Genomic DNA, 26258 nt, shown 5'->3' on the forward strand with positions numbered 1-26258 from the left:
GTACGGCAGGGAAGACGATGCCATGGCCAGAACGCGAAACAGCTCCAAGGGCGGCCTGCGCAGACTGGGGGAGTGGTGCGCCCGGCACTTCGTGATCGTCCTGGTGGCCTGGCTCGTGGCACTGGTCGCCCTCCAGTTTCTGAACCGGTCCTTCGGCGGGGACTACTCCGACAACTTCTCCCTGCCGGGCGTCCAGTCGCAGAAGGGCCTCGACGTGCTGAAGCAGCACGACCCGGCGGCCGGCGGCTACGGCAGCCAGATCGTGCTGCACGACGGTGACAAGGCGCTCTCCTCGCTGAGCTCGCAGATGTCCACGACCGTCACCGACCTGCAGAAACTGCCGCACGTCCTGTCGGCGCAGAACCCGTTGTCCACGCCCGCCTCGAAGGTCGGCCCGCTGTCCTCGGACGGGAAGACGGCCTACATCACGGTCCGCTTCGACGTCCAGCCCTCGACGCTGGGCGACGGCTACCTGCACGGGGTCGACAAGGCCGTACAGCCCCTGCGGGCGGCAGGCGCGGACGTCGAGTACGGCGGTCCGCTCGGCGAACTCGCGCGGCCCGCCGCGAACGACAAAGTGAGCGAACTGATCGGCTTCGGCGTGGCGATCGTCGTCCTGCTGGTGGGCTTCGGCAGTGTCATCGCCGCCGGAATCCCCTTGGTGACCGCGTTGATCAGCGTCATCGGGGGGCTCGCCTGCCTGGGGCTGCTGGCCTCGGCGTTCACGTTCGCCACCGTCTCGCCCACCCTGGCCACGATGATCGGACTCGGCGTCGGGATCGACTACGCGCTCTTCCAGCTCACCCGCCACCGGCAGAGCCTCATGGACGGCAAGGATCCGGTCCAGTCGGCGGGCCGGGCCACCGCCACCAGCGGACGTGCCGTGCTCGTCTCCGGCTGCACGGTGATCATCGCCCTGGCCGGGCTGTCCACGTCCGGGGTGTCCTTCATCGGGCTGCTCGGGCTCGCCGCCGCCGTCACGGTCGTCTCCGCCGTCCTGGGCGCCCTCACCCTGGTCCCGGCGCTGCTGGGCCTGATCGGCAACCGGATCGACCGCTACCGGGTGCGCAAGCCGGTCGCCGAGACCGACGCCGCCGAGGGCGAGACGGCGCACGGGACCTGGCACCGGTACGCCAAGAGAGTCGAGCGGCGGCCGTGGCGTTACCTGGCCGCGGGCGTGACGGTCGTCGTGGTCCTCGCCATCCCGGTCTTCTCGATGCAACTGGGCCACATCGGTGACGGCGCCGACCCGACGTCCTTCACCGACCGGCGGGCCTACGACCTGATGACCGACGCCTTCGGCCCCGGCTCCAACGGCCCGCTCACCGTCGTCATCGACCAGACGTCCGTACCGTCCTCCCAGCGCTCGGCCCTGTCCTCCCAGGCGCAGAAGACCCTCTCCGGCGTGTCCGGGGCCGCCGCGGTCACCTCGCTCACCCCCACCCAGGACGGGGACGTCCTGCTCGCCACCGTCTACTCCAAGCAGTCCCCGCAGAGCGCCACGACCACGGATCTCACCAACCGCCTGGTCGACACCACCCTGCCGACCGCGGTCAAGGGCACCGACGCCAAGGGGTACGTCACCGGCACCACCGCCGCCCAGGTCGACTTCCGCGACATCGTCGCCAGCCGGCTGCCCCTGATCATCGGTGTGGTCGTCGCCCTGGCCTTCCTGATCATCCTCGCGGTCTTCCGCGGACTGCTCGTCGCAGTGAAGGCGGCCGTCCTCAACGTCCTGTCGATCGCCGCCTCCTACGGCGTCGTCGTCGCCGTCTTCCAGTGGGGCTGGGGCGGTCCCGCGCTCGGCGTCTCCGGCAAGGTGCCCATCGAGAGCTATGTGCCGATGATGATGTTCGCGATCATCTTCGGACTGAGCATGGACTACGAGATCTTCCTGCTCTCCCGGGTGCACGAGGCCTGGCTGCGCACCGGGGACGCCAAGGACTCCGTGGCCCACGCCCTGGAGATCACCGCCCGGGTCATCACCTGCGCGGCCCTGATCATGGTGAGCGTCTTCGCCGCCTTCATCGTCAGCGACAACATCGTGGTCAAGATGCTCGGACTGGGCCTCGCGGTGAGCGTGCTGATCGACGCGACCGTCGTACGGCTGCTCATGGTCCCGGCCGTCATGACCCTGCTGGGCCCGCGCGCCTGGTGGACACCGCGCTGGCTCGACCGGATCCTGCCGCACATCGACGCCGAGGGGGAGCAGGACGGAGCGGTCAGTGGGTCTCCGGGGCAGCGGGCTCGAGAGCGAGCATCGTGACGTCGTCCTGGAGTGCCGGGGCATAGCGGACGAGGTCGGCCCAGACCCGCTCGGCGAGATCCGGGAGGTCCCCCGCGAACCCGGTGATCCGGTCGAGCAGCGGATAGAAGGCCCCAGAGGCGTCACGTGCCTCCCAGACGCCGTCCGAGGCCAGGAAGAGGCGGTCGCCGGGCCGCAGCCGGACCGTGACCCCGGTCGGCGGCGAGACGTCGGACAGGCCCAGGCCGAGCGGGGTGCCCACCGGGACGTCGAGTGCCACGGCCCGCCCGTCGCGCAGCAGGACCGGACCGGCCTGCCCGCACGCCACGATCCGTACGGCCCTCCCGTCGGCGCCGAACTCCAGCACCACCGCCGTCGCGAACAGCTCCGAGTGCCGTACGGCCGCGGAGTCCACCACCAGCCGGCGGTCCAGCCGCGCGGCCACCGACTCGGGATCCAGCAGGTCGAGGACCGCCTCCCGGAAGGCCCCCAGCAGGGAGGCGACGGTGGCGACGGCCGACAGCCCGTGCCCCTGCACATCGCCCATCACCACCCGCACCCCGCAGGGCCCCTCCCGCACATCGAAGAAGTCGCCCCCGACCAGCGTCCCGCGCTGCGCGGCCCGGTACAGCCCCGCGCACCGCACGCCCGCCACCCGCTCGGGCAGCGGCGGCACCACGGCCCGCTGCACGGCCTCCGCGATCGCGCGCTCGGTCACCAGCTGGGCGTCCCGCCGGCTCCGGACGAACGACACGACCACACTGAGCGCCGCGACGAAACCGAGGGTCAGTGCGTCGGTGCTGCCCGGGTCGTTCAGCCGGAACGCCGGCACGTGCAGCACGACCAGGACGAGCACACCGAGCACGGCGGTCGCCAGCGGTCGGTACGACAGCACGGCCAGCGGCGGGATGGCTCCCAGCAGGAACCCGATGTCGAGCGGCTCCGGGCTCGCGAGGGCTGCCGCGCACACCCCCGCCAGCAGCGCGACGGGCAGCACCCGTACCCAGCCCGGCGGCGGCGCGCCCCGCAGCCAGCTCTGCCGGTCACGCTCGCGCACTCCGCTCACACCACCACGCTGCTACGACCCGCCCGGCCCCGCACGCCGAACCGTGGCTAGAACGGGGTGAGCGTCAGCCGGATCCCCGTCGGTGCCGTGTCCTGGACGTAGGAGGCGAAGTCGGCCACGTCGTCGAAGGCGAAGCCGTACGCCTTGCCGTCGGCCGTGGCCGCGTGCACGGCCTTGGCGTAGTGGTTGGTGAACGCGTTCCGGTAGAAGGAGGCGGGGTCGGTGGTCGGCTGCGCGGAGGTGCTGACCAGCGTCGACCGGTTGAACCCGGCACCGAGCACCGCGGCGACCGGCCCGGTCGTGCCGTCGTTGGGAGCGGCGAGGGTGCCGTCGCAGAAGAGCACGTCCCGAGTCGACGGCCGGGCGAAGGAGACCTGCGCGGGCCCGGTGAACACGAACTGCCCGCCGCGCACCCGGCCGGTGAAGGCGCCCGCGTTCGTGGTGACGGTCAGGTCCCTGCCGGTGTACGTGCTCCACACCTCGTCGATGTACGGCGCTAGGTAGTCCGCCGGGAACAGGCCGGCGTCCAGACCGTGACCGGGCGCGATGACCCGCGTGTCGTCCACGACGAGGGGCGCGAACTCCTCCACCTGGCGTACGGCGGCGAAGACGCCGGCCCGCCCGGCGGCGCGCAGGGTGCCCGTCGTCTGGTCCTGAGCTCCGGTCAGCCGGATGCTCAGCGGCACGCTGAACATGTCCACCATGGTCGTGTTGCAGAACATGCCCGACGGGTTGTACGTGAACTCGGCGCAGTCGTGCAGCACCGGGTAGTTGGGATCCGAGGCCACCCAGCCGGCCGGGTACTGGAGGGCGGGATTGCCGTTGCCGTCGGTGACGACCTTGAACTTGAGCTTCGCGCCCAGGGAGACGTAGATCCGGCCGGACAGGTGGGGGAGGGACAGGCTGGTCTCGCCGCTTGCGGCCAGGCCTATCGCGTAGTCGGTGTAGCCGTCGGCGCCGTTGTCGGAGAGGGCGACCGGAGCGAGGGTGCCGTCCGGGGTGACACGGACCTGCCTGCCGTCCTGGTTGCCCACGATGTAGACGTGGACGTTCGCGTTGTCGAAGGCGCCCGTGTCGTTGACGACGGTCAGCGGCAGCGACCCGGCCGCCGTGGTGCGGTTGCTGTCGGCGAGGGCGTGGGGGGCCAGCGCGGCGACGGCGGGGGCGGCCGCCATCGCGCCGCCGAGGGCGAAGAGGACCTTGCGGCGGCCGAGCCGGCGCGGGTGACGAGGGGTCATGTGGGGGTCTCCTCGGATTCTTGAGAGCGCTCTCATGTGGGGGTGAGGCCTGATGGTACGGACCATGGGTGCCGCGGCCCAGACGTCGGACAGCGTTTAATCCGGCCTTAAGGGCCGGTTAAGTGGCGCCAGAGGCAGCGGAGTTGGCCGCGGAAAGCCGGTGGACGCGGCCCCGGGGATCCCGTAGCGTGAGCAGCCACGCCCCGAGACCAGCGGAAGGAGGCGAGTGCCATGCAGTTCACGACCGTCCCGCGCTCCCTTTCCGTCGTCCCGGCGTGCCTCGTCTGACCGGGAGCGCTCCCCGCAGTACGCATCCCGGAGGAATCCACCCATGACCGATCTGGTCATCCGTGCGCTCGACGAGCGCACAGCCCATCTCTTCGACGCCCTTCCCGACCCTCTCGGCGCCCGTGAGGCCCACCGGCTCACCCGACACCGCCCCGACTGGAAGCGCGTCGCCCTGCGCGACGGCGAGGTCGTGGCACGCGGCGCCTGGTGGGGCGGCCCCGACGACACCTCACCCCTCAACATCAACTGGTTCGACGTTGCCGAAGGGGAGGAGGAGGCCGGTGCCGAACTCCTGCGCTCCGCGCCCTGGCAGGTCGAGCTGGAGATGAACCTGCCCGCGGGCTGGCGCGAGGACCCCCGGCTGCGGGCCGCCGCCGAGGCCCGCTTCACCGCCGTCCAGAAGGCCGGACACGAACTTCTGGTCGAGCGGTACCTGTACCGGTGGACGCCGGAGCACGGGCTGCCCGAGCGGCCCGGACGCCTGGAGTTCCGGCCCGAGCCGGATGACGCGGTCTTCTTCGACCTGCTGCGCCGCATCCACTCCGCCACGCTCGACGCGCACTCCCTCAAGGCCATTGAGGAGGGCGGACTCGACCGGGCCGCCCAGGAGGAACTCGACTTCTTCCACTGGTGCCCCTCGCCCCGCGAGTGGTGGCAGATCGGGTACACCCCGCAGGGCGAGCCGGCCGGGGTCCACATTCCGCTGCACAACCCGTCGGGACCCTGCGTCGGGTTCATCGGGGTCGTGCCGGAACATCGCGGACACGGCTACGCCTACGACCTGCTCGCCGAGTGCACCCACTACCTGGTCCAGCAGGGCGCCGAGTTCGTCACCGGCGCCACGGACCAGGGGAACTTCCCCATGGCCGCGAACTTCGCCAAGGCGGGCTATCCCGTCGTCCGGGAACGCCTGAACTACTGGCCGTCGCGCACGGCCTGAGCCCAGGTCCGGCTGTCGGTGCCGGGTGCCATGCCGGTCGTCCGGGTGAACGTCTGCTCGGGGCGGGTGGCAGGGCGCGAGCGGCGACGGCCCAATAGAGGAGCAGGCGCGCGCATGGCGCGGGGCGGACCAGTCGTGTACGGCTTAAGGTCCTTACGTGGCACACACCTTCGAAGAACTCGTGGAGAAGCAACGCGCCGCCGACCAGGCGCACGCGACTGTCCAAGCCCTGCGCAGCAAAGGTGACCCTCCCGCCTACGAGACCGCGTGGCAGGTATGGCGTGACCTGGCCCAAGACGTCCGGGGCGCGGTCACCGTGCATGCGCAGGAGCAGGGCGCGGTGCGGGCCGGCGTGGAGCTTGCAGTGAAGAAGGTGGTCCGCCACACCGTGTAGCGAGCACGCGGCTGCACCCGACCCGCAGTTGGCCCGGGCGTTGGGCTATTCGCTGCTGTCGGCGCGTCGGCGGGCGGTACTCGTCGGCGGGCGGGTCGGTCTCGTCGCTCGTTCGGCGGGTACGGCGTCTGCGCCTAATCCTCGTTGCCGAGGAGACGGGCCAGAACTCATTGGTGACCTGTCCCGGCACGCACAGCGGGCCACGGACCGCTGCCCAGCATCCGAGGCATCCCTGGTGACCCGCCTTCAGGCAGGGCGTCGGTCGGTGTCTACGCCGGGGTCGCCGCGGTTCCGCGGTCCAGCAGGGTCTCCGCCTCGACGAGGATCTCGGTGACCCGCAGTCCGAACGCGGCGTCGCACGGGTGGGGCCGGCCGGTGCGGGCGGCGGTGAGCAGGCCGTCGGCGGCTCGGAGCACGGCCGGTACGACACCCTCGGAGGACTCCGGGAGCAGGGCGACTCCGCCCGTGCCCCGGAGTTCGACGCCGGCTCCCGCGGCCGCGGGCGGAGCCGTGAGGCTCAGGGTCAGGGTGCTCGACGCGCCGCCGGTGTGCCGGAGGACCAGATGGACGGTGTCACCGGGACCGTGCGCGGCCGCCGCCACCTCACGGACCTCGCCCAGCACCGGCAGCAGCACCGAGAGGGCGTGCGGACCCACGTCCCACAGGGCGCCCTTCTCCTGCCGCCAGGGCGAGTCGGCGAACGGGCTCTCCTCGGTGAACACCGACCCGAGCCATTCGGCCCGCCCCGTGAACCAGCCCTCCACGCCCGCCTGTTCACCGATCCACGCCTCGGTCTCGGCGAGGAAGCGCGAGGTGAAGAAGACCACCGAGGCGACCCCGGCCTCCCGGACCGCTTCGACCACCGCCCGTCCCTGCTCGACGGTCGTCGCGAGGGGCTTGTCCAGCAGCAGATGGCAGCCCGCCCGTGCGGCCCGTGCCGCGAGCCCGGCCTGCACGGCCGGAGGCAGGGCCACGGCGACGGCGTCCACGTCGGCGAACAACGCGTCGACGTCGTCGTACGCGCGTGTGCCGTGCTCGTCGGCCAGCTCCTTGGCGGCCTCCGCGCGACGCCCCCACACTCCGACGAAATCCAGCTCCGGATGCGCGCCGAGCGCGGGGGCGTGGGCCATCCTGGCCCAGGGGCCGGTGCCGAGCAGTCCGATGCGCATGCCGTCGCCTCTCTCGCCGTACTGCCGAACCTCACGATGACCGGTCTGGACCATCTGCCCGGTCGAGGTGAGGGTGTCACACCGACAGTGCGGACACGCAACCCCGTCTCGCCGGCCGGTCGACGAGGGGTGGCACGGTCCGGGATTCAGCAGTCCCGTCGCTGAATGCGTTCTCGTTCTTCTATTGGACCTCGGTGGGTGCGGCGGCCAGGCTGAGGAGAGCCCAGATCCGCGTGACAGGCGAAAGAGGTCCAAGGTCATGCACACCCGCCGTATCGGTGATGTCGAAGTGAGCTCGATCGGTCTGGGCGGGATGCCCATGTCCATCGAGGGACGACCGGACGAGGAACGCTCCATCGCCACCATCCACGCCGCGATCGACGCGGACGTGACCCTGATCGACACCGCCGACGCCTACCATCGGGACGCCGACGAGGTCGGTCACAACGAGACCCTGATCGCCAAGGCCCTCGCCTCCCACGACCGGGGCGGTGACGTCCTCGTCGCCACGAAGGGCGGGCATCTGCGCCCCGGGGACGGCAGCTGGACGCTCGACGGCAGCCCCCGCCACCTCAAGGAGGCCTGCGAGGCCTCGCTGAGCCGGCTCGGTGTGGAGGCGATCGGGCTCTACCAGTTCCACCGCCCCGACCCCCGGGTCCCCTACGAGGAGTCGGTCGGCGCGGTGCGCGACCTCCTCGACGAGGGCAAGATCCTCCGGGCGGGCATCTCCAACGCGAACCCCGACCAGATCCGGCTCGCCAACGAGGTCCTCGGCGGCCGGCTGGTCTCCGTGCAGAACCAGTTCTCCCCGGCCTTCCGCTCCAGCGAGCCGGAACTGCGCCTGTGCGACGAACTCGGCATCGCCTTCCTGCCCTGGAGCCCCCTCGGCGGCATCTCCCGGGCGGGTGAACTGGGTTCGGCGCACGCCCCGTTCGCACGGATCGCCGACAAGCACGGGGTGAGCCCGCAGCAGGTCTGCCTGGCGTGGATGCTCGCCAAGTCGCCGGTGGTCGTGCCGATCCCGGGCGCGAGCCGCCCCGAGACGATCCGCGACTCGCTCGCCGCGGCCGATCTCGTGCTCGCCGAGGACGAACTCGCGGAGCTGGACGCCGCCTGACTCCTCGTCCGCCCACATGCGGACTGGCACCGGCGATCGCGGTGTCCCTAGGATGGACTCCCTGTCCTGCCGGGCCAGTTGGCGGCACAAGCTGGGGGAAAGATGAGCACCGGAAAGAACCTGTCCACGTCGATCGACGCCTCGGTACCCACGGCCGCGCGCATGTACGACCACTACCTCGGCGGCAAGGACAACTACGCGGCCGACCGGGCGGCCTGCGAGGAACTCGACAAGGTCGTCCCGAGCACCCGCAGGCTCGCCGTCAACAACCGGCACTTCCTGCAGCGGGTGGTGCGGACCCTCTCGACGGAGTTCGGCATCCGGCAGTACCTGGACCACGGTTCCGGCCTGCCCACCCAGGACAACGTCCACCAGGTCGCCCAGCGCATCGACCCCACCACACATGTGGTCTACGTCGACAACGACCCGATGGTCCTCGTCCACGGCCGCGCGCTGCTGGAGCAGGACGAGCGGACCGCCGTCATCCACGCGGACATGCGGGAGACCGACGCGATCTTCGCCCACGGGGACACCCAGCGGCTGATCGACTTCTCGCAGCCCGTCGCCGTGCTGTTCAACTCGGTCATGCACTGCATCCCCGACAGCGAGACGGACGGTCCGGCCGCTCTGGCCCGCCGGGTGCGCGAGCGGCTCGCGCCCGGCAGCTTCATGGTGATGTGCCAGCTCGTCAGCGAGGACCCCGAGGTCCGGGACTTCGTCACCAACTTCATGGACCAGGCGACCCAGGGCCACTGGGGCCGGGTGCGCCAGGAGAAGGACGTCGCCGAGTGGTTCGAGGGCCTGGAGGTCCTCGAACCGGGTCTTGTGGAGGTCTCCACCTGGCGTCCCGACACCGAGGTGGCCCCTCGTCAACTCACGCACGAGTGGATCGAGTTCGGCGGCGTCGCCCGCATCGTCTGACCCGGCCCACGAACGCCCCAGGCGCCACCGCGAAGGTCCCGCGCCGGGGGCGTACGCGTGTCGTCGGCAGCGGGCAAGATCCGGGTCCTTCGCTCCCCAGGTCGACGTTCCTGGTGGGACGGCTTCTACGCGGACCGCTCCAGGCCGGTGCCCTTCTTCGTGGCGAAGCCGGACGAGAACCTGGTGTCGTACCTCGACCGCGGCCTCGTCAGCACCGGCCGCGGCCTCGCTCTCGGCTGCGGGCCGGGCCGTGGCCGATATCCGCTTCCCGTGCGGTGACGCCTTCGCCCTGTCGGGCAGCGGACTCCTCGGCACCTACGAACTGATCTACGACTCCGGCTGCTTCCACCATCTGCCGCCGCACCGCCGAATCAGCTATCTGGCACTCCTCGAACGGCACCTCGCGCCCGGCGGCCGCTTCGGCGTCGCCTGTTTCGCCGAGGGGGCGGTGGGATCCGAACTGTCCGATGCGGACTTCAACGGACAGGGGCGGCTCGAGGGCGGTCTCGCCTGCACGCCCGAGTCCCACTGCTTCGGCGAACCGGTCCTGTGGACGGGCCTGTTCGGCCGTGACGACTGATCGACCGGGGCCCTTCAGCCGCCGTACCGCTGCTCCATCGTCTGTTCCAACAGCTGCAGCGAGGCCCGGGGTTCGAGCGCGTCGTCCGCCAGCCGGTCCAGGGCGAGCCGGTACTCCTCCGTCTCGTCCCGGTCCTCCAGGAAGTTGGCGCTCTTGATGTGCTCCAGGTAGACGACGTCCGGCAGGTCGAGCCCGCCGAAGCGCAGATACGTGATCGGAATGGCCGGGGCGGAGGCGTTCGTCACGTCCAGGGGGATGACCTGCACCGTCACATTGGGGCGCTGGGCCATCTCGACGAGGTGGGCCAGCTGTGCCCGCATGACCTCCCGGCTGCCCAGCACCCGCAGCAGCACGGACTCGTCGATCACCGCCCACAGCTGCGGTGCGTCCTCGCGCAGCAGCAACTGCGCGCGCCGCATGCGCAGTTCGACGCGGCGCGACACTTCGCTCGCCGCCGCGTGCGGCAGCCCCCGCTGCACGACCGCACGCGTGTAGTCCGGGGTCTGCAACAGGCCGGGGACGTACTGGATCTCGAAGGTACGGATGGCCGCGGCCGCCTCCTGGAGGCCGACCAGCCGGTCGAACCACTCGGGCATCAGCCGCTTGTCGTACCGCTGCCACCAGCCCGGGTCGCCGGCGCGCTGGAGCAGCTTGAGGAGCACCGAGGCCTCGTAGTCCTCGGTGCCGTACAGCTCCAGGATGGCACGGACGTCGCTCTCCGACGGAGGCTTGCGGCCCTTGCCCGACTCGATACGGGACAGCTTCGCCGGGCTGAACCCGAGGGCCCGCGCCGCCTGGTCCTGAGCGTACCCGGCATCCTCGCGGAAACCCGCCAACTGCACGCCGACCAGCATCTTCAGCAGCGTGGGAGCCGGCTCGGTGCGGTCCAGATACGGTTCCAGGCGGGAGGTGCGATGGGACGCGGCTGACATCCTGACTCCCAGTAAAGCGGCACAGAGACGACTCACACTATCGCACGCAGCGTGGCCGTGACGCACCATTCCGTAGATGCCGGTGACGGCCCGGGAGTTCGGGCCGCCGTCGCCCCCGGGCCCCCGGCACTCACAGAAGGTGGTCGAACTCCCCGTCCTTCGCGCCGGCGAGGAACGCCGCGACCTCGGCCGGCGTGTAGACCAGCGCGGGACCGTCGGGATCACGGGAGTTGCGCAGCGCGACACAGCCGTCGATCAGTGAGGCCACTTCGACGCAGTTGCCCTCGGCGTTGCTGTGACGGCTCTTGACCCAGCGGGCGTCGAGCGAACTCGCCCGCACTCCGTTCTGCACTGCTGGCACTGCAGTCTCCTTGCTGTTCACGTTCTGTGCCGGGCGCTGTGCCCGGCCGTGCGGGACGGTCAGGGGCGCCACGGCAACCTCCGTGGCCCCATCCGTCGTTCGCGCAATTTCTCGTGCAATTGCACGCGGGCGCCTTCAGCGTGGATAATAGCTCCGGCGTCAACCCCCGCGGTTGCGCCCCGTCTTGACGTCGCATCAAGGAGATGCCGTGTCGTCACCTGCGAACCACGTGCTCCGGCCGCCGAGCCAGGCTGTGCCGGAGGTGGGTGATGCGGGCCCGGCCGGTGAGACCCTGCGGCGCCCGGGTGCCGCCGGCGCACAGCGGCGACCGTCGGGGCTCGACCCCGTCGTCTCCGCCGCGCTGCTCATCAGTTGCAGCGCGGAGGGGTTCGCCCGGGCCCGTGCTTTCACCCGCGAGACGCTCAGCTGCTGGTCCCTGGACCACCGCAGCGATGACGCCACCCTCGTGATCACCGAGCTGGCGGCCAACGCCGTGGCCCACGCGGTGCTCCGGCCCGCGCCGGGAGGTTCGGCCGAGGTGTGGCTGGGGTTGTCCTTCGACCCCACCCATCTGCTGGTGACCGTCTCCGACCCCGGTGACGAGCCGCCCGCGTACACGCCCTGCGATGTCACCGCCCTGCGGGAGCACGGCCGGGGCCTGTACATCGTCGACGCCCTGGCCCAGGAGTGGGGCTGGACCTCACGGCCCCCGGCCGGCAAGACCGTCTGGGCCAAGCTGTCGACCACTCCTCCTCCCTGACATGACCGCCGCGGAAAGGTTTCACGCCATGCGCACCGCTCCGGACCAGCCGAGCAACGAGCGCACCAGCTGCCCCGTTCCCACGACCGGGGTGGCGCGGACCACGCCGCTCGCGGCGCTGAGCCGGGTGCCCTGGGGCGAGATCCAGGACTCCACCGGCTGCGCCGCGGCCATCCCCCTGCTCCTCAACAGCGTGGCCTGGGGGGACCGCGAGACCGCCGGCGCCGCACTCGGCGACCTGCGCAGTCGCATCTGCCAGTACGGCTTCGTCGTCGAGCAGGCCACCGCCGCCACGGTCCCCTTCCTCTGGGAGCTGGCCCAACTGCCCCAGGTGACCTGCCGGGCGGAGATCATCCAGCTGCTCAGGAGCATCGCCGGCGCCCGCCAGTGGGAGAGCACGGCGGCCGTCTACCCCAAGCTGCTCAACCACCGTGAGAACCCCGTGGTGTGGGAGCGCCGGGCCCGTCAGGCCGTCCGTGCCAAGAGCGGCGTCCTCAGCCGGCTGATGGCCGACGACGACAGCGAGATCGCCCACGCCACCACGGAGCTCGCCCGCACTCTGGACGAGTAGGAGTGCTCGCCGCCACCTGGTGTACTCCTTGCCGACGAGGGGCAGAAAGCGCTTGCCCTCGACTCGGCAACCGGAAGGACCACCGACGATGGCGTCGTCGCTGGAAAGACCGCTCGACCATCGCTACCGGGGCGAACACCCCATCCGCACTCTCGCCTATCTGCTGCGCGCCGACCGCCGCCGACTGGCCGGGGCCGTCGCGGTGTTCACCGTCAAACACAGCCCGATCTGGCTGCTGCCCCTGATCACCGCGTCCATCATCGACACCGTCGTCCAGCACCAGCCGGTCACCCGCCTCTGGACGAGCACCGGCGTCATCCTGTTCATCCTGCTGATCAACTACCCCCTGCACCTCCTCTACGTCCGCCTCCTGTACGGCAGCGTCCGCCGCATGGGCACCACCCTGCGCTCCGCCCTGTGCATCCGAATGCAACAGCTGTCCATCGGCTACCACTCCCGGGTGAGCGCCGGTGTGCTCCAGGCCAAGGTCGTGCGGGACGTCGAGACGGTCGAACAGATGGTGCAGCAGACCGCGGAGACCGGCCTCGGCGCGACCACGGTGCTGATCGGCGGACTGGCCATCATCGCCGTACGGACACCGGAGTTCGTGCCGGTCTTCCTCGTCGTGGTGCCCGCCGGGGCCCTCGTCGTGGCCCGCCTCAGGGCCCGGCTGCGCACCCACAACGAGCACTTCCGGCACGAGGTCGAGACCCTCTCGTCCCAGGTCACCGAGATGACCCGCCTCATCCCGGTCACCCGCGCCCACGGCCTGGAGGGCAAGGCGCTGCGCCGCATGGACGGCACCCTGCGCCGGCTGCTGACCTCCGGGATGCGCCTCGACCTCGTCAACGGCCGCTTCGGCTCGCTGGCCTGGGTCGTGCTCAACGTGGTCGGCGTGCTGGTCCTCGCCGGGGCCGCGCTGGTGTCGTACTACGGCGTCTGGGGTGTGACCGCGGGCGACGTCGTGATGCTGAGCGCGTTCCTGACCACGCTCACCAACTCCACGACGACGCTCGCGGGGCTCGCCCCGGTCATCACCAAGGGCCTGGAGTCCGTCCGTTCCGTCGGTGAGGTGCTCCAGGCCCCTGAACTGGAGGACAACGAGGGCAAGGCCAGGGTCGACTCGGTGGGCGGGGCCGTCGAGTTCCGGGGTGTGGGTCACTCGTACGAGGCCGGGCGGTCCGCCGTGCGGGACTTCACCCTCTCGGTCGACCCCGGGGAGACCATCGCCCTGGTCGGCGCGTCGGGCGCGGGCAAGTCCACCGTCCTCAACCTCGTCATCGGCTTCATCCGGCCCACCTCGGGACGGCTGCTGCTCGACGGGACCGACATGAACACCCTCGACCTGCGCACCTATCGGCGCTTCCTGTCCGTCGTACCGCAGGAGTCCGTCCTGTTCGACGGCACGATCCGCGACAACGTCGCCTACGGCATGGACGACGCCGACGAACAGACCGTACGCGCGGCGCTGCGCGACGCGAACGCGCTGGAGTTCGTCGACCGGCTGCCGCAGGGCCTGGACACCCTGGTCGGCGAGCGCGGAGCCCGGCTGTCGGGCGGGCAGCGCCAGCGCCTGGCCATCGCGCGGGCTCTGATCCGCGACCCGCGGGTGCTGGTCCTCGACGAGGCGACCTCGGCCCTGGACACCCGCTCCGAGGCGCTCGTCCAGCAGGCGCTCGCCCGGCTGCTGCACGGACGGACGACCTTCGTGGTCGCGCACCGGCTGTCGACCGTGCGGCGCGCCGACCGGATCGTGGTGATGGGGGAGGGCCGGATCCTGGAGACCGGCACCCACGAGGAACTCCTGCGCCGCGGCGGCGCCTACACCGCGCTGCACGCCGGACAGCTCGCCTGAACCCCGGCCCGCCTGCCGGGCGTCAGGCCGCGCTGCTTTTCGGCACCCGGCGGGGGCATGTCGTGTCGTGGCCGGTGCCGCAGCTCGTCCACCAGCGTTCGCAGCACGCGGTGTCGGGTTCGGCGCGCACGGTGTCGTCGGCGGCCCCGTACCCGGTGTGGTTGCTGGGTGTCAGGGCGCGCTGCTTTTCGGCATTCTGCGGGGGCGCGTCGAGTTGTGGTCGCGGGTCGTGCACCGGTGTTGGCGGCATGTGGTGTCGGGTTCGGGGCGGACGGTGTCGTCGGCGGCCGTGCGCCCGGTGTGGTTGCTGGGTGTCAGGCCGCGCTGCTTTTCGGCACCCGGCGGGGGCATGTCGAGTCGTGGTCGGTGCCGCAGCTCGTCCACCAGCGTTCGCAGCACGCGGTGTCGAGTTCGGCGCGGACGATGTCGTCGGCGGCTCCCGCGCCCGGTCCTTCGGGGACGGCGACGCGCCTGCGCGTTTCGGCCAGAGCGCGCCGCTGGTCGCAGAGCACGCTCTCGCGCACGACGGCGATGACCGGGACCAGGCTCGCGGCGGCGAACAGACACACGGCCCACGGCGGGCCGGAGCGCAGCGCGAGGACCGCTGTCCAGGCGAGTCCGGTGCTCGTCGCGAGATAGAGGGCGCTGAGGAGACCTGCGGAGCGGTTCATGGGCGTATACCGTTCACTGTGCGAGGGATGCCCCTTGTTCAACGGTTTGCGGCCCTTGGGGAAGCGGGTCCGCCCGCACGGTATTGCGCCAATCGCGTGCCGGGGAGCGGCGGATGGGATTGGGCCGGTGCGGAGGGGGCATACGCAGCGAAAAATTCGAGAGAGGGGCGCTTCGTGCTCATTCCGGACCCGAAGGCCGTCAGAACCCTGCTGACCCGCTACGCGTCACTGAGGATCGCCCAGGCGGAGAGGGACAGGCCGTCGACGGCTCGTGAGCTGGAGGACGTCAGTTACACACTGTGCGTGATGATGGGCACCGACGATGTCCGTGAAGCGGTCGCCAGGGCCGACGCCCTGCTGCCGGCCGCCGGATGCGCGGACCCGGACGGGGAGAGCAGCCTGCCGCTGGCCGGTTGACGCCACGCCGGACCCGGCGGGCGGTCAGGAGCGTGCCGCCGCCGGGACCGCGTCCTTCGCGTGGAAGGCCGCGCGGTACGCCTGCGGGGTCGTGCCGACGACCCGGCGGAAGCGTTCCCTGAAGGCCGTGGGGGAGCCGAACCCCGCCTGCCGCGCGATCCGCTCGACCGGGTGACCGGTGTTCTCCAGCAGGTACTGGGCCCGCCGTACCCGGGCCCGGAGCAGCCACTGCAGCGGCGTGCTGCCGGTCTGCTCGCGGAAACGGCGGCTGAAGGTGCGCTCGCTCATCCCCGAACGGGCCGCCATCGCCCCGAGGGTGATCTCGTGGGCCAGGTTGTCCTCGACCCACTCCAGGACCGGCTCCAGCGTCGAACCACGGGGCACGGGCGGGTGGTCGTACACGATGAACTGGGCCTGTCCGCCCTCCCGTTCGAGTGGCATCACCGACATCCGGGCGGCATGCGCGGCGACCGCCGAGCCCAGGTCCCGGCGGATCATGTGCAGGCACATGTCGAGGGCCGCGGCCGCACCCGCGGAGGTCAGGATCTGCCCGTTGTCGACGTACAGCACGTCCGGCTGGACCTCGACGGCGGGGAAGCGGCGCGCCAGGTCGTCCGCGGCCACCCAGTGCGTGGTGGCGCGCAGCCCGTCCAGGAGCCCTGCCTCCGCCAGCACGAACGCGCCCACGCACACGGACGCGATCCGGGTGCCGGCCGCCGCGGCCTCCCGCAGCGCCGCCAGGACGCGCGGAGAGGGCGGTCCGGCCACCGGGGAGCATCCCGGCACGACGATCGTGTCCGCCTCCGTGAGGGCTTCGAGGCCGTGCTCGACCCGCAGGGTGAAACCGCCGTCCGCACGGACCTCCGGCGACTCGGCACACAGCCGGACCCGGTAGGCGGGGCGCCCGTCGGGCAGCCGCGTCCAGTCGAACACCTGCATGGGCGCCGCCATGTCGAACGGCACCACGTCGTCGAGAACCAGGATCGCCACGGAGTGCATGACCGCCACGATAGGTGGATTCCCGCCATGGCCACGACCCCGGGATCAGGCGGAACTCCCTGTCGGACGCGTTGGCGGGAATCCGTTGGAAGCTGTCGTTTCAGCCTCTGTGTGATCACCCGGCGGGTACCTAGCGTGGACGGGCACCGCCGACCGCACCGGAGAAGGACACGCCACCCCATGACCAAGTTCCTGCTGGCCCTGCACGTCCTCGTCGCCATCGTCGCCGTGGGACCGGTGACCGTCGCGGCCAGCATGTTCCCGCCCGCGGCCCGCCGGGCCCACGCGGAGGAGGCGGGCGTCGGCACGGTACGGCTGCTGCACCGCATCTGCCGCGTCTACGCGGGCATCGGCATCGCGGTCCCCGTCCTAGGCATCGCCACCGCAGCCGCGATGGGCGTCCTGGGCGACGCCTGGCTGACCACGTCCATGGCTCTCACGGCCGCGGCCGCGGGAGTTCTCGCCGCCTTCGTCCTTCCCCGGCAGAGCGAACTCCTCGAGGAGTTGACCGGACAGGGGAGCGTCGAACACCGCGCCACCGCCCAACTGGCCATGTTCACGGGCATTTTCAACCTTCTGTGGGCGACCGTGACCATCCTGATGATCGTCCGTCCGGGGTCCACCACCGGCGCATGACCCCCCGCGGGCCGTCAAGCCCGACTCGGAATTCGCACGTCGGTACGTGGAGGCGCCTAGACTCGTCAGCCGTGCCCATGCGCGTGGGCCCGCGAAAACGAAAGGCGCGTTGACGGGTGTTCCAGGATTCCCCCATCTACGACCGACTCGTCGCCGAGCGCGGCGACGTCCCCGCTCTAGCCCGCAGGGAGGCCGAGCGCGTACGCAGGGAACTGGAGTACGTCATGCGGCCGCTGCAGTCCTTCATGCCCCCGCCCGTCCCCGAGCGCCCGGCCTCGCCCGGGCAGGGATGGGTGCCCGCCCTGCCGCCCGCAGCCCCGCGGCCCTACTGATCCGGTCTCAGGACACCGCGGTGTCGGCGCCGTTGGCACGGGAGCGCGGGTCCGGACCGGGCCGGGCCAGCCATTCCGCGATGCTGCGCGCGATCGGCTGGCCCGTCTCCACCTCCACGAAGCCGAACTGCCCCGACTGGTTGCATTCCAGGAACCACCAGGTCCCGTCGCCGTCCTCGGCGAAGTCGAAGGCCCCATAAGCCAGTTCGGCCGCCCGGAGATAGTCCCGGACGGCCGTGGCCACCCGTGGCGGGACGTCGGCGGGCTGCCACGGAGATGTGGAGGGGGTGAAACGGACGTCCACCTCGTCGTCCGCGCCCGCTGCCTTCCGGGCGGCCAGCATCGTCTCGCCCACGACGGTCAGGCGTATGTCGGCCTGTTTGGCCACCCGCCGTTGCAGCAGGGTCGGGCCGAACGCGACGGCCGCGAAATCGGCGTCCGGGGCGACCCGGCTGGTCGGCACCGCCCGCGGCGGGTCCTGCGGGTGCGCCCCGGAGACCGGCTTGACCACCAGGTCGGGATAGCGCTCGGCGAACTCCCGGGCGGCCTGCGGGAACGTCGTCACGATCGTGGCCGGGACGGGCAGGCCGCAGCGCTGGGCGAGCCGCAGCTGCCAGGGCTTGTGACGGGCCCGGCGGGCCGCGTCCGGATGGTTCATCCAGCGGGCGTCACTGCCCCGGAGCATGCCGTACAGCGCCTGGGCGGACTCCTCGGTCAGCCACTCCGAGGGCGCGGCCGCCCGCGCCGCGGGGATGCCGGGGCGGCGGACCCAGATCGAGCGCAGCCCGGAGATGCCCACCAGACGGCCGCCGGCCGACAGATGGCCGCGGAAGCCGCCGTGCACGTACTCCCCGGACAGCGCGACCCCGTCGGTCAGGTCGGCCGGGTCCAGCCGGACCACCGGTACCCCCGTGGCGTTGAGGTGCACCACGACCATGTCGGCCGTCACGTCCTCTTCGCAGGTAAGAATCAACACGGTCATCGACAGTCGGCCGTGTTCAGTCGTCGAAGTGTGTTTTGGAGCCCGCCGTGCTCGTGGTGGTCCCCAGTTCCCTCATCAGCGCGTGGTCGCGGGCCGCGACCCGGCCGTCCATGAGCACGTTCAACTGCATGCCGGAGTCGTAGGCGTACGGAGTGGTCGCCTCCGACGTCGCTGCCGGACGTGCGTAGTTGAGCGCGAACGGTTGCATCGTCTCTCCCTCGCCGGTACTGCCTCTCCCGGACGGACGTCACCCCACGACGCCGTCAGGTCAGCCGACTTCCTTCGGCTTCCAGAGACTTATACGAATCGAACGAGTGATTGGTTTCCTTACCCTGCGTAATCAGGGTCGGCGGGAGGCCTCCGGGTCCCGCTCGTCGAGCCGCAGGGCGGCCCGGTCGGCCGGGGAACCGCGCAGGGTGCGCAGGGCGAGCAGCAGAACACCGATGTCGTCGAGGTACACCGGATCCGGCACCAGATCCGTGGGCAGGACGAAGTACAACAGGGCACCCCAGAAGACCCAGCGGGGCCCGGTGGGAAGTCCCGCCCGCCGCAGACCGCGGCGGGTTCTCACGAGCCGTACGAGCAGCCCCACGGCCACCGCCAGCGCCAGCGCCGCGAGCACCACGACGACGATCAGTGCTGTGGTCGAATCCACGGGCCGACCTCCTCCTCCGGGCGCCGAACGGCCCGCTCTCTGACGGATTCCCGCATCCGGTCGCCCTATGGCTCACCGGGGCCGCCCTCACACCCGTGGCTCATCCGAGTGGCATGCCGTCGGGTACCCGCTTACGAATGGGGCATCGCAATGTCGCGGGCGCACGACGGGGGCGCGTAGGAGTGACCGCACTCTTTGTCTGGAGCAGAGCATGACCACCGGCCCGACAGCTCACCCGAACGAACCTGCCATACCGATGGACCGGTCGTACGGCGATCCCGTTGGCGACCTGGTGCGTGCCGCCGTGGCCGACCGTCCCCTGGAGGACGTCGTCCACCTGATCACCCTGCTGGAACAGTCTCCCGAGTACGCGCAGGCCACCGTCGCGGCCCTCCGTGCCGTCGGCGTGGACCGGTCGGTGGAGGACGTCACCCGGCTCGTCTCCCTGCTGACCCGGCCACCGCGGGACGCGGACAGCGCCGACGAGGCGATCCGGGCCGCCGCCGAGTCCCGTCCCGTGGAGGACGTGACCCGTCTGGTGGCCCTGCTGAACCGGTCCGAACTGCGTCCCCACTGCGCGCAGGAGGCGGTGCGCGCGGCAGTGACCGGACGGCCCGTCGAGGAACTCGTCGAGCTCATCGGACGCCTGGCGACGGAGGAACCCCCGCAGCCGCTGTTCGAGGAGCACGAGTTGTACGACGAGGAGGGGCGGTCCGAACCGGAGATGCCGGGGGCGGATGCCTATCCGGCCCCGCCGCCGCATCCGCCCGCGTCGAGGCCGACCCGAAGGGCACCGGCCTGGCCGAGCAGGATCGCCGCCCTGGCCCTGCTGGTCTGCGGTGTCGTGTGCTTCCCCGCGCACCGGGACGGGGCATCCATGCAGGTGTACGGGTTCGCGCTCGGGGTGTCGGTCCTGTGCGTCCTGCTCGCCCTGCTGCTGGTGCGCCCCGTCGTTCCGGTCCTGGCCCTCGCGGTCGCCGTACCGGCGGCGGTGGCCGCGGGTCAGTTGCTCGACGGGCGGTTCCGCTCGGCCGGGCTCTCCCGGGTCCTGGAGCTGCCGTTGGCGCGGGCCTGGCTCGTGGGGACGGTGGCCGTGGGCGCGTCGCTGGCCGCCCTGACCGCCCTCGTGGTGCAGCTCGCCACGCCGCCGTCGCCGGAACGCGTCCTGGCGGAACGGCGGACGGCGGAGGCCATCCGAAAGGCGGCCGACGCCCCGCCGGCCCCTGGCCCAGGAGCCGCCCCTCTGTCCTAGGAGCCGCCCCTCCCGCGGAGGCCGCTCAGTACGCGGTCCGGTGTGAGGGGCAGCTCGCGCAGGCGCACGCCGGTCGCGTGGAAGACGGCGTTGCCGATCGCGGCCGCCGTCCCCACGATGCCGATCTCGCCGATGCCCTTGCTGCCCATGGGGTTGAGGCGGGTGTCGTCCTCGTCGATCCAGTGCGCCTCGATGTCGGGCACGTCGGCGTGCGTGGGCACGTGGTACGCGGCCAGGTCGGATTCGGCGAAGTCGCCGAACGCGGCGTCCATCGTGCTGCCCTCGGTGAGCGCCATGCCGAGCCCCATGGTCATGCCGCCGACGAACTGGGAGCGCGCCGTACGGGAGTTGAGGATGTGTCCGGCGGCATACACCCCCAGCAGACGGCGGACCCGGGTCTCCCCGGTGACCGTGTCGACGGCGACCTCCGCGAAGTGGGCGCCGAAGGCGTGCCGGGCGAACGGGCTGTCGGCGTCGGCCCGGCCGGCCGTGTCGGCGCGGACCTCGATCCCCTCCGCGGGCAGCGGCCCTTCGGCCAGGCGCTCCGCGACCCGGACGCAGGCCTCGTGCACCGCCCAGCCCCAGGAGGCGGTGCCCGACGAGCCGCCGGCCAGTGAGGCTGCGGGCAGGTCGCTGCTGCCCACCTCGGTCCGCACCCGGTCCACGGGCACGCCGAGCGCGTCCGCGGCGATCTGCGCGAGTACGGTCCGGGCACCCGTGCCGATGTCGGCGGCGTTGATCCCTACCAGGAACGTCCCGTCGGGCAGGGCCCGCGCCGCCGCTGTGGACGGATGGACCAGCACGGGGTACGTGGCGGCCGCCACCCCCGAGCCCACCAGCAGCGGGCCCTCGGCGCGGGAGCGCGGTCGCGGGTCCCGCCCGGCCCAGCCGAAGCGCCGGGCGCCCTCGCGCAGACACTCGACCAGGTGCCTGCTGCTGAAGGGTTTGCCGCTGTCGGGTTCGGTGTCCGGCTCGTTGACGACCCTCAACTCCACCGGATCCATGCCCAGTTCGGTGGCCAGCTCGTCCATGGCCGACTCCAGCGCGTACATGCCGGGCGCCTCGCCCGGGGCCCGCATCCAGGACGGGGTGGGCACGTCGAGGGGCACCACGCGGTGCGCCGTACGGGAGTCGGGGGCGGCGTACATCACGCGTGCGGGCACCGCGGCCTGCTCCACGAACTCCTTGACGCGCGAGGTGTGGGTGGTGACCTCGTGGATCAGGGAGGCGAGCCGTCCGTCGGGATGGGCCCCGAGGCGCAGCCGGTGCAGGGTGGGGGCGCGGTGTCCGACGACGGCGGGCATGAAGCGGCGGGGGAACGCCAGGGTGACCGGCCGTCCGGTGTGCCGGGCCGCCATCGCGGCGAGCACCACGTCGGGACGGGGCGTGCCCTTGGACCCGAAACCGCCGCCCACGTGCTCGGCGCGGACGGTGACGTGATCCTCCGGGATGCCGAACAGGCCGGCCAGGACGGTACGTACGGTCGTGGCGCCCTGGGTGGAGGTGTGCACCGTGAGCCGGCCGTCGCGCCACTCGGCCGTCGTCGCGTGCGGTTCCAGCGGGTGGTTGTGCAGCGGGGGCACCCGGTAGTCGGTGTCGATCCGGACCGGGGCGGACGCGAACGCGCCCTCGGGGTCGCCGTGTTCACGGGTCCCCGGGTATCCGTCGTTGGCCTGCTCGGGCGCGTACGCGCCCGGGTGGGTGGAGCTCAGGGTGACGTCGTGGCCCTCGACGGAGTAGTCGACGCGGACGGCGGCGGCACCCGCGCGGGCGGCCTCCAGGGTCTCGCCCACCACCAGGGCGACGAACCAACCGCGGTGCGGGACACGGGAGTCGCGCAGCACGGCGAGCGTGGCGTCGTCCGGCTCGGACAGTTCCGGCGCGTTCTCGTGGGTGAGCACGGCCAGGACCCCGGGCACCTCCAGGGCGGCCGAGGTGTCGATGCCGGTGACCCGTCCCCGGGCGATCGAGGCGGGCACCGGCCAGGCGTGCGTACGGCCGGGACAGGGCTGTTCGGCTGCGTAGCGGGCGGTGCCGGTGACCTTCTCGCGCCCTTCGCGGCGCTCGACGGAAGCGCCCAGCGCGGGCGAGGAGGCAGGAGCGGTCGTGCCCCGGGTGGTGGCGTCCATGGCGTCCTCCTCAGGTCCTGGCGGCCGCGGTGAGCCGGGTCAGGACATCCAGGGCGAGCGAGCGCGCCAGGGGCACTTTGAAGGCGTTGTCCCGCAACGGCTCGGCGGCGGAGAGTTCCAGGTCGACCGCGTGTTCGAACGCGGCCGCCGTGGGCGCGGCGCCCACCAGCGCCTGCTCGGCCCGGCGGGCCCGCCACGGCCGGTGCGCCAGCGCGCCGAAGGCGATCCCGGCATGGTCGACCACCCCGTCCGTCACCCGCACCACGGCGGCCACCGAGGCGAGGGCGAAGGAGTAGGACGCCCGGTCCCTGGCCTTGCGATAGGCGGACGGCAGCCCGGCCGAGGCCGCCGGCAGCAGCACCCCGGTGACGAGTTCGCCGGGGCGGAGCTCGGTGTCCCGCTCCGGATGGGCCCCCGGCAGCCGGTGGAAGTCGGCCACGGGTAGGCTCCGGGCGCCCTCGGTGCCGTACACCTCGACTTGGGCGTCCAGCGCGGCGAGCGCGACCGCCATGTCGGAGGGGTGCGTGGCGATGCAGTGCGGGGAGTGTCCGAGTACCGCGTGGTCCCGGGGCACGCCCTCGCGTGCCCCGCAACCGCTGCCCGGCGCCCGCTTGTTGCACGGTTTGGAGACGTCCTGGAAGTACGGGCAGCGGGTGCGCTGGAGCAGGTTGCCGGCCGTGGTGGCCGCGTTGCGCAGCTGGCCCGAGGCGCCCGCCAGCAGGGCCTGGGAGAGGGCGGGGTAGCGGGCGCGGACGGCCGGATGGGCCGCCAGGTCGCTGTTGCGGACCGTCGCGCCGACGCGCAGTGCGCCGTCCGGGAGCTCCTCGACCTCGTCCAGGGGGAGTCGGCTGACGTCGACGAGCACGTCCGGCCGTTCGACGCCGAGCTTCATCAGGTCGACCAGGTTGGTGCCGCCGCCGAGATAGCGGGCGCCGGGCCGGGCGGCGAAGAGCTCCGCCGCCTCTTCGGGGCTGCCGGCCCGTACGTAGTCGAAGGTCTTCACCGGATCACGTCCTCGACCGCGTCGACGATGCGTGGATAGGCGCCGCAGCGGCACAGGTTGCCGTTGAGCCGTTCGCGGATCTCGTCCCGGTCCAGCGGTACGGGACCGCCGGATGCGGAACGGTCCGGTTGGGGACGGCCGGTTTCGGGACCGCCGTCGGGCGTGTCGCCGGTGACGCGCGAGGGGTGGCCCGCCGCCGCCTCGTCGAGCATGCCGATCACCGAGCAGAGCTGGCCGGGGGTGCAGTAGCCGCACTGGAAGGCGTCACGGTCCAGGAAGGCCTGCTGGAGGGGATGCAGCTCGCCCCCGTCGCCGCCGAGGCCCTCGACAGTACGCACCTCGCTGCCGTCCAGGGCGACCGCGAGCAGCAGGCAGCTGTTGACCCGGCGCCCGTCCACCAGGACCGTGCAGGCCCCGCACTGCCCGTGGTCGCAGCCCTTCCTGGCACCCCACAGCTCCAGGTCCTCGCGCAGTACGTCGAGCAGGACGCGCCGGTGGTCGACCAGTAGGGTGTGGGGTTTGCCGTTGACCGTGAGCGTCGTCCCGGAGCAGGTGGCACTGTCGCTGTTCTCGCGGCTCATGATGAAGGTGACCTTCCGGACGAACCGATGAGCTGTCCCCACCGCGTATCCACGGTCGGCCCTCCGACACCTCCTGTCACCCCGGGAAAGTGCCCCCCTTGGCTGGCGCCATGAACGCCGACGTGCTGCGCGCCGCCTACGAGGCCTTCACGGCCGTCGTACGCCCCCTCGGCGACGAGGAGTCCTGGCGGCCCACCGGCTGCACCGGCTGGGCCGTGCGCGACCTGGTCTTCCACTGTGCCGGGGACGCCCAGCGGGCCCTGGTCGCCCTGCACACACCCGCTGCCGGACCGCCCGACCTGGACGCGGTGACCTACTGGCGGGACTGGGCGCCGGACCCCGTCGGCGCGGCGAACGGCCAGCGCTGGAACCGGGTGAGCGCCAGCATGTTCCTCGACTTCCGCCAGCTGCGCGAGCTGTACCTGGAGACCACCGCGGCCACTGTGAACGCCGTCGCGGACACCCCGCCGGAGCTGCCGGTCTCCACGCAGGGACATGTGCTGACGGCCGGGGACCTGATGCTCACGCTCGCCGTCGAGGCCACCGTCCACCACCTCGACCTCGTCGTCGACCTGCCGGAGGCCCCCGGCCCGTCCGCCGCGGGCCTGGCCGCGGTGCGCGCCACCCTGGACGGGCTCCTCGGCGGGCCCCGTCCCGCTGGACTGGAAGGACGAGCACTACGCCCGCGCGGCCACCGGACGCACACCGCTCACAGAGCCCGAACGGCTCGCCCTCGGCGCGGACGCGGACCGCTTTCCGCTCTTCAGCTGATCTGCCGGTCCTGGTCCTCGTCGCGGGCCGGGGGCCGCAGGGTGCCCTTCCAGCGCCCGAACGTCTTCGACAGCTGCTGCAACGGCGAGGTGGCCTCCGGATCCGTCCGGGGCTCCGGTGCCGGGGCGTTCTCGCGGTAGATCGCCAGCGCCTCGTTCGCCCGCTCGGCGGCCTCCCGGTACAGGTCCCGGGACTTCGTCATGGCCTCCAGCGCCTCGGCGTACATCGCCACCAGAGCCCGCTCGCGTTCGAGCTCCTCCGCCGGCGTCAGCAGCTGCCACTGCTCCCGCAGCGCGGTCACGGCCGCCTCGCCGCCCTCCGGCAGCGGCTTGGGCATCGCCGCGTAGCGTGTCACGGTCGCGATCAGCTCGGTGGGCTCCGAACCGTCGAGGAACACGCTGCGTACGGAGAAGTCCTGGCCGTCGTAGCCGGGCGGCACCGGCGTCCCGGGCAGCACCACGGCACCGCCGCGCGGCACCTCCACGCCGAACTCCTTCACGGCCCAGTTCAGGACCCGCAGCTGGTGCGGCAGCGCCCGGTGCTCGACGATCCGGTGGCGCAGACCCGGCGGCATCATGTCCGCCAGCGGGCGCCGGCCGCGCTGGTCGGTGGTCATGGCCTCGTGGACGACGACATGCACCGCCCAGCTGCCGCGCACGGCCTGCCGCAGCACCCGCCGTACGTCCTTGTCCTCCTCGGGCAGCACGCTCAGGTCCCTGAGCCGCAGCCCGGTGGCGGCGTCACGGTCCCAGAAGACGTCGTCGCTGTCGGGCCAGAACATGGTCGCGGGAGAGGGCCACCGCAGATCCCACGGCTGCTCCGCCTCGGCCGCCAGTACCCACTCCTGTCCGCCGCTCGACACGGGGGCGAGGGAGAGCCGGGCCCGGACGGTCACCTCGTCGGCGACCCGCCAGCGGGCCTCGAAGATCCGCTCCGGGGCGTCCCCGGTCTCGGACGGTTCCTGGAAGTCGTCGAGGGTCGCGCTCTCCTTCAGTAGCTCCAGATTCCGGCGCAGGACGTCGGCCGCGTCGGATCCGAGATGGCGGCCGCGGGCCAGCCAGACGGTGGAGGGTGCCGTGGGGTCTGCCGTGGGAGTGCTTGACATGGGTCCATCTGTGAGAGGGAGTGGTGCGTGCCGGGGCCAAGTATCGTCGTCGGCGGCCCGTGCGGACCAGGCGGGTCCGGCAGGCGGACATGTGCGGCGCGGGGGCGTCCGCCGACACGGGACGCTCACCGTGATCTGCCCCGCGCACACGGGGCGCACACGCTTCGCACCGAGTGGCCGCGGTTCACTCGTGCCCGGTCCGCGGCCCGGCACGCCAAAATGACCTCTCGAACAGGGCCCGCCCACCATCCGCATTGGGGCGGGCCCTGTTCGTCGTCCCCGACCGCC

Annotated in this window: 27 protein-coding genes and 2 pseudogenes; 14 read left to right on the forward strand and 15 right to left on the reverse strand. The window is 72.0% G+C overall.

The window, feature by feature from the left end; translation table 11 throughout:
- Positions 1-22 precede the first annotated feature (22 nt).
- Entirely contained in the window at positions 23-2266 is a 2244-nt protein-coding gene (locus RKD20_RS42740) for an MMPL family transporter (RefSeq protein WP_424882430.1), read from the forward strand.
- Here RKD20_RS42740 and RKD20_RS42745 read toward each other — a convergent pair.
- A complete protein-coding gene (locus RKD20_RS42745; RefSeq protein WP_424883452.1) occupies positions 2223-3302 on the reverse strand; it encodes a PP2C family protein-serine/threonine phosphatase in 1080 nt (359 codons plus the stop codon). The genes RKD20_RS42740 and RKD20_RS42745 overlap by 44 nt on opposite strands.
- Positions 3303-3358: 56 nt before the next feature.
- Positions 3359-4549, reverse strand: a complete 1191-nt coding sequence (locus RKD20_RS42750; RefSeq protein ID WP_424882431.1) for a glycoside hydrolase family 64 protein — start codon at positions 4547-4549, stop codon at positions 3359-3361.
- Between the two features lie 331 nt (positions 4550-4880).
- On the opposite strand from RKD20_RS42750, the gene RKD20_RS42755 reads away from it, so the two are divergent.
- Entirely contained in the window at positions 4881-5777 is an 897-nt protein-coding gene (locus RKD20_RS42755) for a GNAT family N-acetyltransferase (protein WP_424882432.1), read from the forward strand.
- 157 nt (positions 5778-5934) lie between these two features.
- Entirely contained in the window at positions 5935-6171 is a 237-nt protein-coding gene (locus tag RKD20_RS42760) for a hypothetical protein (protein ID WP_424882433.1), read from the forward strand.
- Positions 6172-6440: 269 nt separating this feature from the next.
- Here RKD20_RS42760 and RKD20_RS42765 read toward each other — a convergent pair whose 3' ends face one another.
- Entirely contained in the window at positions 6441-7340 is a 900-nt protein-coding gene (locus RKD20_RS42765; protein ID WP_424882434.1) for a Gfo/Idh/MocA family protein, read from the reverse strand.
- A gap of 259 nt (positions 7341-7599) precedes the next feature.
- Here RKD20_RS42765 and RKD20_RS42770 point away from each other — a divergent pair, with 259 nt between their 5' ends.
- From RKD20_RS42770 to RKD20_RS42780, 3 genes and pseudogenes are all read left to right on the forward strand, one after another.
- Positions 7600-8457 (forward strand): aldo/keto reductase, encoded by an 858-nt coding sequence (locus RKD20_RS42770; RefSeq protein ID WP_424882435.1) that lies wholly within the window; start codon positions 7600-7602, stop codon positions 8455-8457.
- A 102-nt stretch (positions 8458-8559) separates the two neighbouring features.
- The gene (locus RKD20_RS42775; protein ID WP_424882436.1) at positions 8560-9378 is read left to right on the forward strand and encodes an SAM-dependent methyltransferase; all 819 of its coding nucleotides are present in this window, start codon (positions 8560-8562) and stop codon (positions 9376-9378) included.
- Between the two features lie 57 nt (positions 9379-9435).
- A pseudogene (locus RKD20_RS42780) lies at positions 9436-9958 on the forward strand (hypothetical protein).
- A gap of 14 nt (positions 9959-9972) precedes the next feature.
- Here RKD20_RS42780 and RKD20_RS42785 read toward each other — a convergent pair.
- Entirely contained in the window at positions 9973-10890 is a 918-nt protein-coding gene (locus RKD20_RS42785) for a helix-turn-helix domain-containing protein (RefSeq protein WP_424882437.1), read from the reverse strand.
- A gap of 130 nt (positions 10891-11020) precedes the next feature.
- Positions 11021-11251, reverse strand: coding sequence for a DUF397 domain-containing protein (locus RKD20_RS42790; protein WP_424882438.1), 231 nt, complete (start codon positions 11249-11251; stop codon positions 11021-11023).
- 208 nt (positions 11252-11459) lie between these two features.
- Here RKD20_RS42790 and RKD20_RS42795 point away from each other — a divergent pair, with 208 nt between their 5' ends.
- From RKD20_RS42795 to RKD20_RS42805, 3 genes are all read left to right on the forward strand, one after another.
- On the forward strand, positions 11460-12011 hold the full coding sequence (locus RKD20_RS42795; protein WP_424882439.1) for an ATP-binding protein: 552 nt from the start codon (positions 11460-11462) through the stop codon (positions 12009-12011).
- Positions 12012-12039: 28 nt separating this feature from the next.
- Positions 12040-12582 (forward strand): hypothetical protein, encoded by a 543-nt coding sequence (locus RKD20_RS42800; RefSeq protein ID WP_424882440.1) that lies wholly within the window; start codon positions 12040-12042, stop codon positions 12580-12582.
- Positions 12583-12670: 88 nt separating this feature from the next.
- The gene (locus RKD20_RS42805; RefSeq protein WP_424882441.1) at positions 12671-14437 is read left to right on the forward strand and encodes an ABC transporter ATP-binding protein; all 1767 of its coding nucleotides are present in this window, start codon (positions 12671-12673) and stop codon (positions 14435-14437) included.
- 22 nt (positions 14438-14459) lie between these two features.
- Here RKD20_RS42805 and RKD20_RS42810 read toward each other — a convergent pair whose 3' ends face one another.
- Positions 14460-14687 carry a hypothetical protein gene (locus RKD20_RS42810; RefSeq protein WP_424882442.1) on the reverse strand — a complete coding sequence of 76 codons (228 nt, stop codon included), beginning with the start codon at positions 14685-14687 and terminating at the stop codon, positions 14460-14462.
- A 64-nt stretch (positions 14688-14751) separates the two neighbouring features.
- A complete protein-coding gene (locus RKD20_RS42815) occupies positions 14752-15108 on the reverse strand; it encodes a hypothetical protein (RefSeq protein ID WP_424882443.1) in 357 nt (118 codons plus the stop codon).
- A 174-nt stretch (positions 15109-15282) separates the two neighbouring features.
- On the opposite strand from RKD20_RS42815, the gene RKD20_RS42820 reads away from it, so the two are divergent.
- Complete coding sequence (locus RKD20_RS42820) at positions 15283-15525, forward strand: DUF5133 domain-containing protein (protein ID WP_020117273.1); 243 nt, start codon at positions 15283-15285, stop codon at positions 15523-15525.
- Positions 15526-15549: 24 nt separating this feature from the next.
- Here the strand turns inward: RKD20_RS42820 and RKD20_RS42825 are convergent, their stop codons facing one another.
- Positions 15550-16524 (reverse strand): GlxA family transcriptional regulator, encoded by a 975-nt coding sequence (locus tag RKD20_RS42825; RefSeq protein WP_424882444.1) that lies wholly within the window; start codon positions 16522-16524, stop codon positions 15550-15552.
- 180 nt (positions 16525-16704) lie between these two features.
- On the opposite strand from RKD20_RS42825, the gene RKD20_RS42830 reads away from it, so the two are divergent.
- Together RKD20_RS42830 and RKD20_RS42835 are read left to right on the forward strand one after the other, a co-directional pair.
- Positions 16705-17160: a hypothetical protein gene (locus RKD20_RS42830; protein ID WP_424882445.1), complete on the forward strand. Its 456-nt coding sequence runs from the start codon at positions 16705-16707 to the stop codon at positions 17158-17160.
- A 116-nt stretch (positions 17161-17276) separates the two neighbouring features.
- Positions 17277-17492: a hypothetical protein gene (locus tag RKD20_RS42835; protein WP_020117276.1), complete on the forward strand. Its 216-nt coding sequence runs from the start codon at positions 17277-17279 to the stop codon at positions 17490-17492.
- A 7-nt stretch (positions 17493-17499) separates the two neighbouring features.
- On the opposite strand, the gene tgmB is transcribed toward RKD20_RS42835, so the two are convergent.
- The 3 genes from tgmB to RKD20_RS42850 form a co-directional block, all read right to left on the reverse strand.
- Positions 17500-18474, reverse strand: coding sequence for an ATP-grasp ribosomal peptide maturase (gene tgmB / locus RKD20_RS42840; protein ID WP_424882446.1), 975 nt, complete (start codon positions 18472-18474; stop codon positions 17500-17502).
- A gap of 16 nt (positions 18475-18490) precedes the next feature.
- On the reverse strand, positions 18491-18682 hold the full coding sequence (gene tgmA / locus RKD20_RS42845) for a putative ATP-grasp-modified RiPP (RefSeq protein ID WP_424882447.1): 192 nt from the start codon (positions 18680-18682) through the stop codon (positions 18491-18493).
- A 132-nt stretch (positions 18683-18814) separates the two neighbouring features.
- Positions 18815-19129, reverse strand: a complete 315-nt coding sequence (locus RKD20_RS42850) for a YkvA family protein (RefSeq protein WP_424882448.1) — start codon at positions 19127-19129, stop codon at positions 18815-18817.
- A gap of 211 nt (positions 19130-19340) precedes the next feature.
- On the opposite strand from RKD20_RS42850, the gene RKD20_RS42855 reads away from it, so the two are divergent.
- On the forward strand, positions 19341-20381 hold the full coding sequence (locus RKD20_RS42855) for a hypothetical protein (RefSeq protein ID WP_424882449.1): 1041 nt from the start codon (positions 19341-19343) through the stop codon (positions 20379-20381).
- On the opposite strand, the gene RKD20_RS42860 is transcribed toward RKD20_RS42855, so the two are convergent.
- The 3 genes from RKD20_RS42860 to RKD20_RS42870 are packed head-to-tail and all read right to left on the reverse strand — an operon-like array spanning position 20378 to position 24094.
- A complete protein-coding gene (locus tag RKD20_RS42860) occupies positions 20378-22510 on the reverse strand; it encodes a xanthine dehydrogenase family protein molybdopterin-binding subunit (RefSeq protein ID WP_424882450.1) in 2133 nt (710 codons plus the stop codon). The two genes, RKD20_RS42855 and RKD20_RS42860, sit on opposite strands and share 4 nt — an antisense overlap.
- Positions 22511-22520: 10 nt before the next feature.
- Positions 22521-23513 (reverse strand): FAD binding domain-containing protein, encoded by a 993-nt coding sequence (locus tag RKD20_RS42865; protein ID WP_424882451.1) that lies wholly within the window; start codon positions 23511-23513, stop codon positions 22521-22523.
- Positions 23510-24094, reverse strand: a complete 585-nt coding sequence (locus RKD20_RS42870; protein ID WP_424882452.1) for a (2Fe-2S)-binding protein — start codon at positions 24092-24094, stop codon at positions 23510-23512. Before RKD20_RS42870 ends, RKD20_RS42865 begins: the two co-directional genes overlap by 4 nt.
- Before the next feature lie 110 nt (positions 24095-24204).
- On the opposite strand from RKD20_RS42870, the pseudogene RKD20_RS42875 reads away from it, so the two are divergent.
- Positions 24205-24597 (forward strand): annotated as a pseudogene (locus RKD20_RS42875) (maleylpyruvate isomerase N-terminal domain-containing protein); the annotation flags it as partial.
- Positions 24598-24857: 260 nt separating this feature from the next.
- Here RKD20_RS42875 and RKD20_RS42880 read toward each other — a convergent pair.
- Positions 24858-25970, reverse strand: a complete 1113-nt coding sequence (locus RKD20_RS42880) for a hypothetical protein (RefSeq protein WP_424882453.1) — start codon at positions 25968-25970, stop codon at positions 24858-24860.
- Positions 25971-26258: the final 288 nt, after the last annotated feature.

It is taken from the genome of Streptomyces sp. SLBN-8D4, assembly GCF_049739545.1.
In the GTDB taxonomy this organism is placed as follows: domain Bacteria; phylum Actinomycetota; class Actinomycetes; order Streptomycetales; family Streptomycetaceae; genus Streptomyces; species Streptomyces canus_C.

What these genes read in the sequence shown, in the direction of transcription:
- RKD20_RS42740 (WP_424882430.1), top strand. Translation starts at nt 23, where the DNA reads ATGGCCAGAACGCGAAACAGCTCCAAGGGCGGCCTGCGCAGACTGGGG.
- RKD20_RS42750 (WP_424882431.1), bottom strand. Translation starts at nt 4,549, where the DNA reads ATGACCCCTCGTCACCCGCGCCGGCTCGGCCGCCGCAAGGTCCTCTTC.
- RKD20_RS42755 (WP_424882432.1), top strand. Translation starts at nt 4,881, where the DNA reads ATGACCGATCTGGTCATCCGTGCGCTCGACGAGCGCACAGCCCATCTC.
- RKD20_RS42765 (WP_424882434.1), bottom strand. Translation starts at nt 7,340, where the DNA reads ATGCGCATCGGACTGCTCGGCACCGGCCCCTGGGCCAGGATGGCCCAC.
- RKD20_RS42770 (WP_424882435.1), top strand. Translation starts at nt 7,600, where the DNA reads ATGCACACCCGCCGTATCGGTGATGTCGAAGTGAGCTCGATCGGTCTG.
- RKD20_RS42775 (WP_424882436.1), top strand. Translation starts at nt 8,560, where the DNA reads ATGAGCACCGGAAAGAACCTGTCCACGTCGATCGACGCCTCGGTACCC.
- RKD20_RS42785 (WP_424882437.1), bottom strand. Translation starts at nt 10,890, where the DNA reads ATGTCAGCCGCGTCCCATCGCACCTCCCGCCTGGAACCGTATCTGGAC.
- RKD20_RS42800 (WP_424882440.1), top strand. Translation starts at nt 12,040, where the DNA reads ATGCGCACCGCTCCGGACCAGCCGAGCAACGAGCGCACCAGCTGCCCC.
- RKD20_RS42805 (WP_424882441.1), top strand. Translation starts at nt 12,671, where the DNA reads ATGGCGTCGTCGCTGGAAAGACCGCTCGACCATCGCTACCGGGGCGAA.
- RKD20_RS42810 (WP_424882442.1), bottom strand. Translation starts at nt 14,687, where the DNA reads ATGCCGCCAACACCGGTGCACGACCCGCGACCACAACTCGACGCGCCC.
- RKD20_RS42815 (WP_424882443.1), bottom strand. Translation starts at nt 15,108, where the DNA reads ATGAACCGCTCCGCAGGTCTCCTCAGCGCCCTCTATCTCGCGACGAGC.
- RKD20_RS42825 (WP_424882444.1), bottom strand. Translation starts at nt 16,524, where the DNA reads ATGCACTCCGTGGCGATCCTGGTTCTCGACGACGTGGTGCCGTTCGAC.
- RKD20_RS42830 (WP_424882445.1), top strand. Translation starts at nt 16,705, where the DNA reads ATGACCAAGTTCCTGCTGGCCCTGCACGTCCTCGTCGCCATCGTCGCC.
- tgmB (WP_424882446.1), bottom strand. Translation starts at nt 18,474, where the DNA reads ATGACCGTGTTGATTCTTACCTGCGAAGAGGACGTGACGGCCGACATG.
- tgmA (WP_424882447.1), bottom strand. Translation starts at nt 18,682, where the DNA reads ATGCAACCGTTCGCGCTCAACTACGCACGTCCGGCAGCGACGTCGGAG.
- RKD20_RS42855 (WP_424882449.1), top strand. Translation starts at nt 19,341, where the DNA reads ATGACCACCGGCCCGACAGCTCACCCGAACGAACCTGCCATACCGATG.
- RKD20_RS42860 (WP_424882450.1), bottom strand. Translation starts at nt 22,510, where the DNA reads ATGGACGCCACCACCCGGGGCACGACCGCTCCTGCCTCCTCGCCCGCG.
- RKD20_RS42870 (WP_424882452.1), bottom strand. Translation starts at nt 24,094, where the DNA reads ATGAGCCGCGAGAACAGCGACAGTGCCACCTGCTCCGGGACGACGCTC.
- RKD20_RS42880 (WP_424882453.1), bottom strand. Translation starts at nt 25,970, where the DNA reads ATGTCAAGCACTCCCACGGCAGACCCCACGGCACCCTCCACCGTCTGG.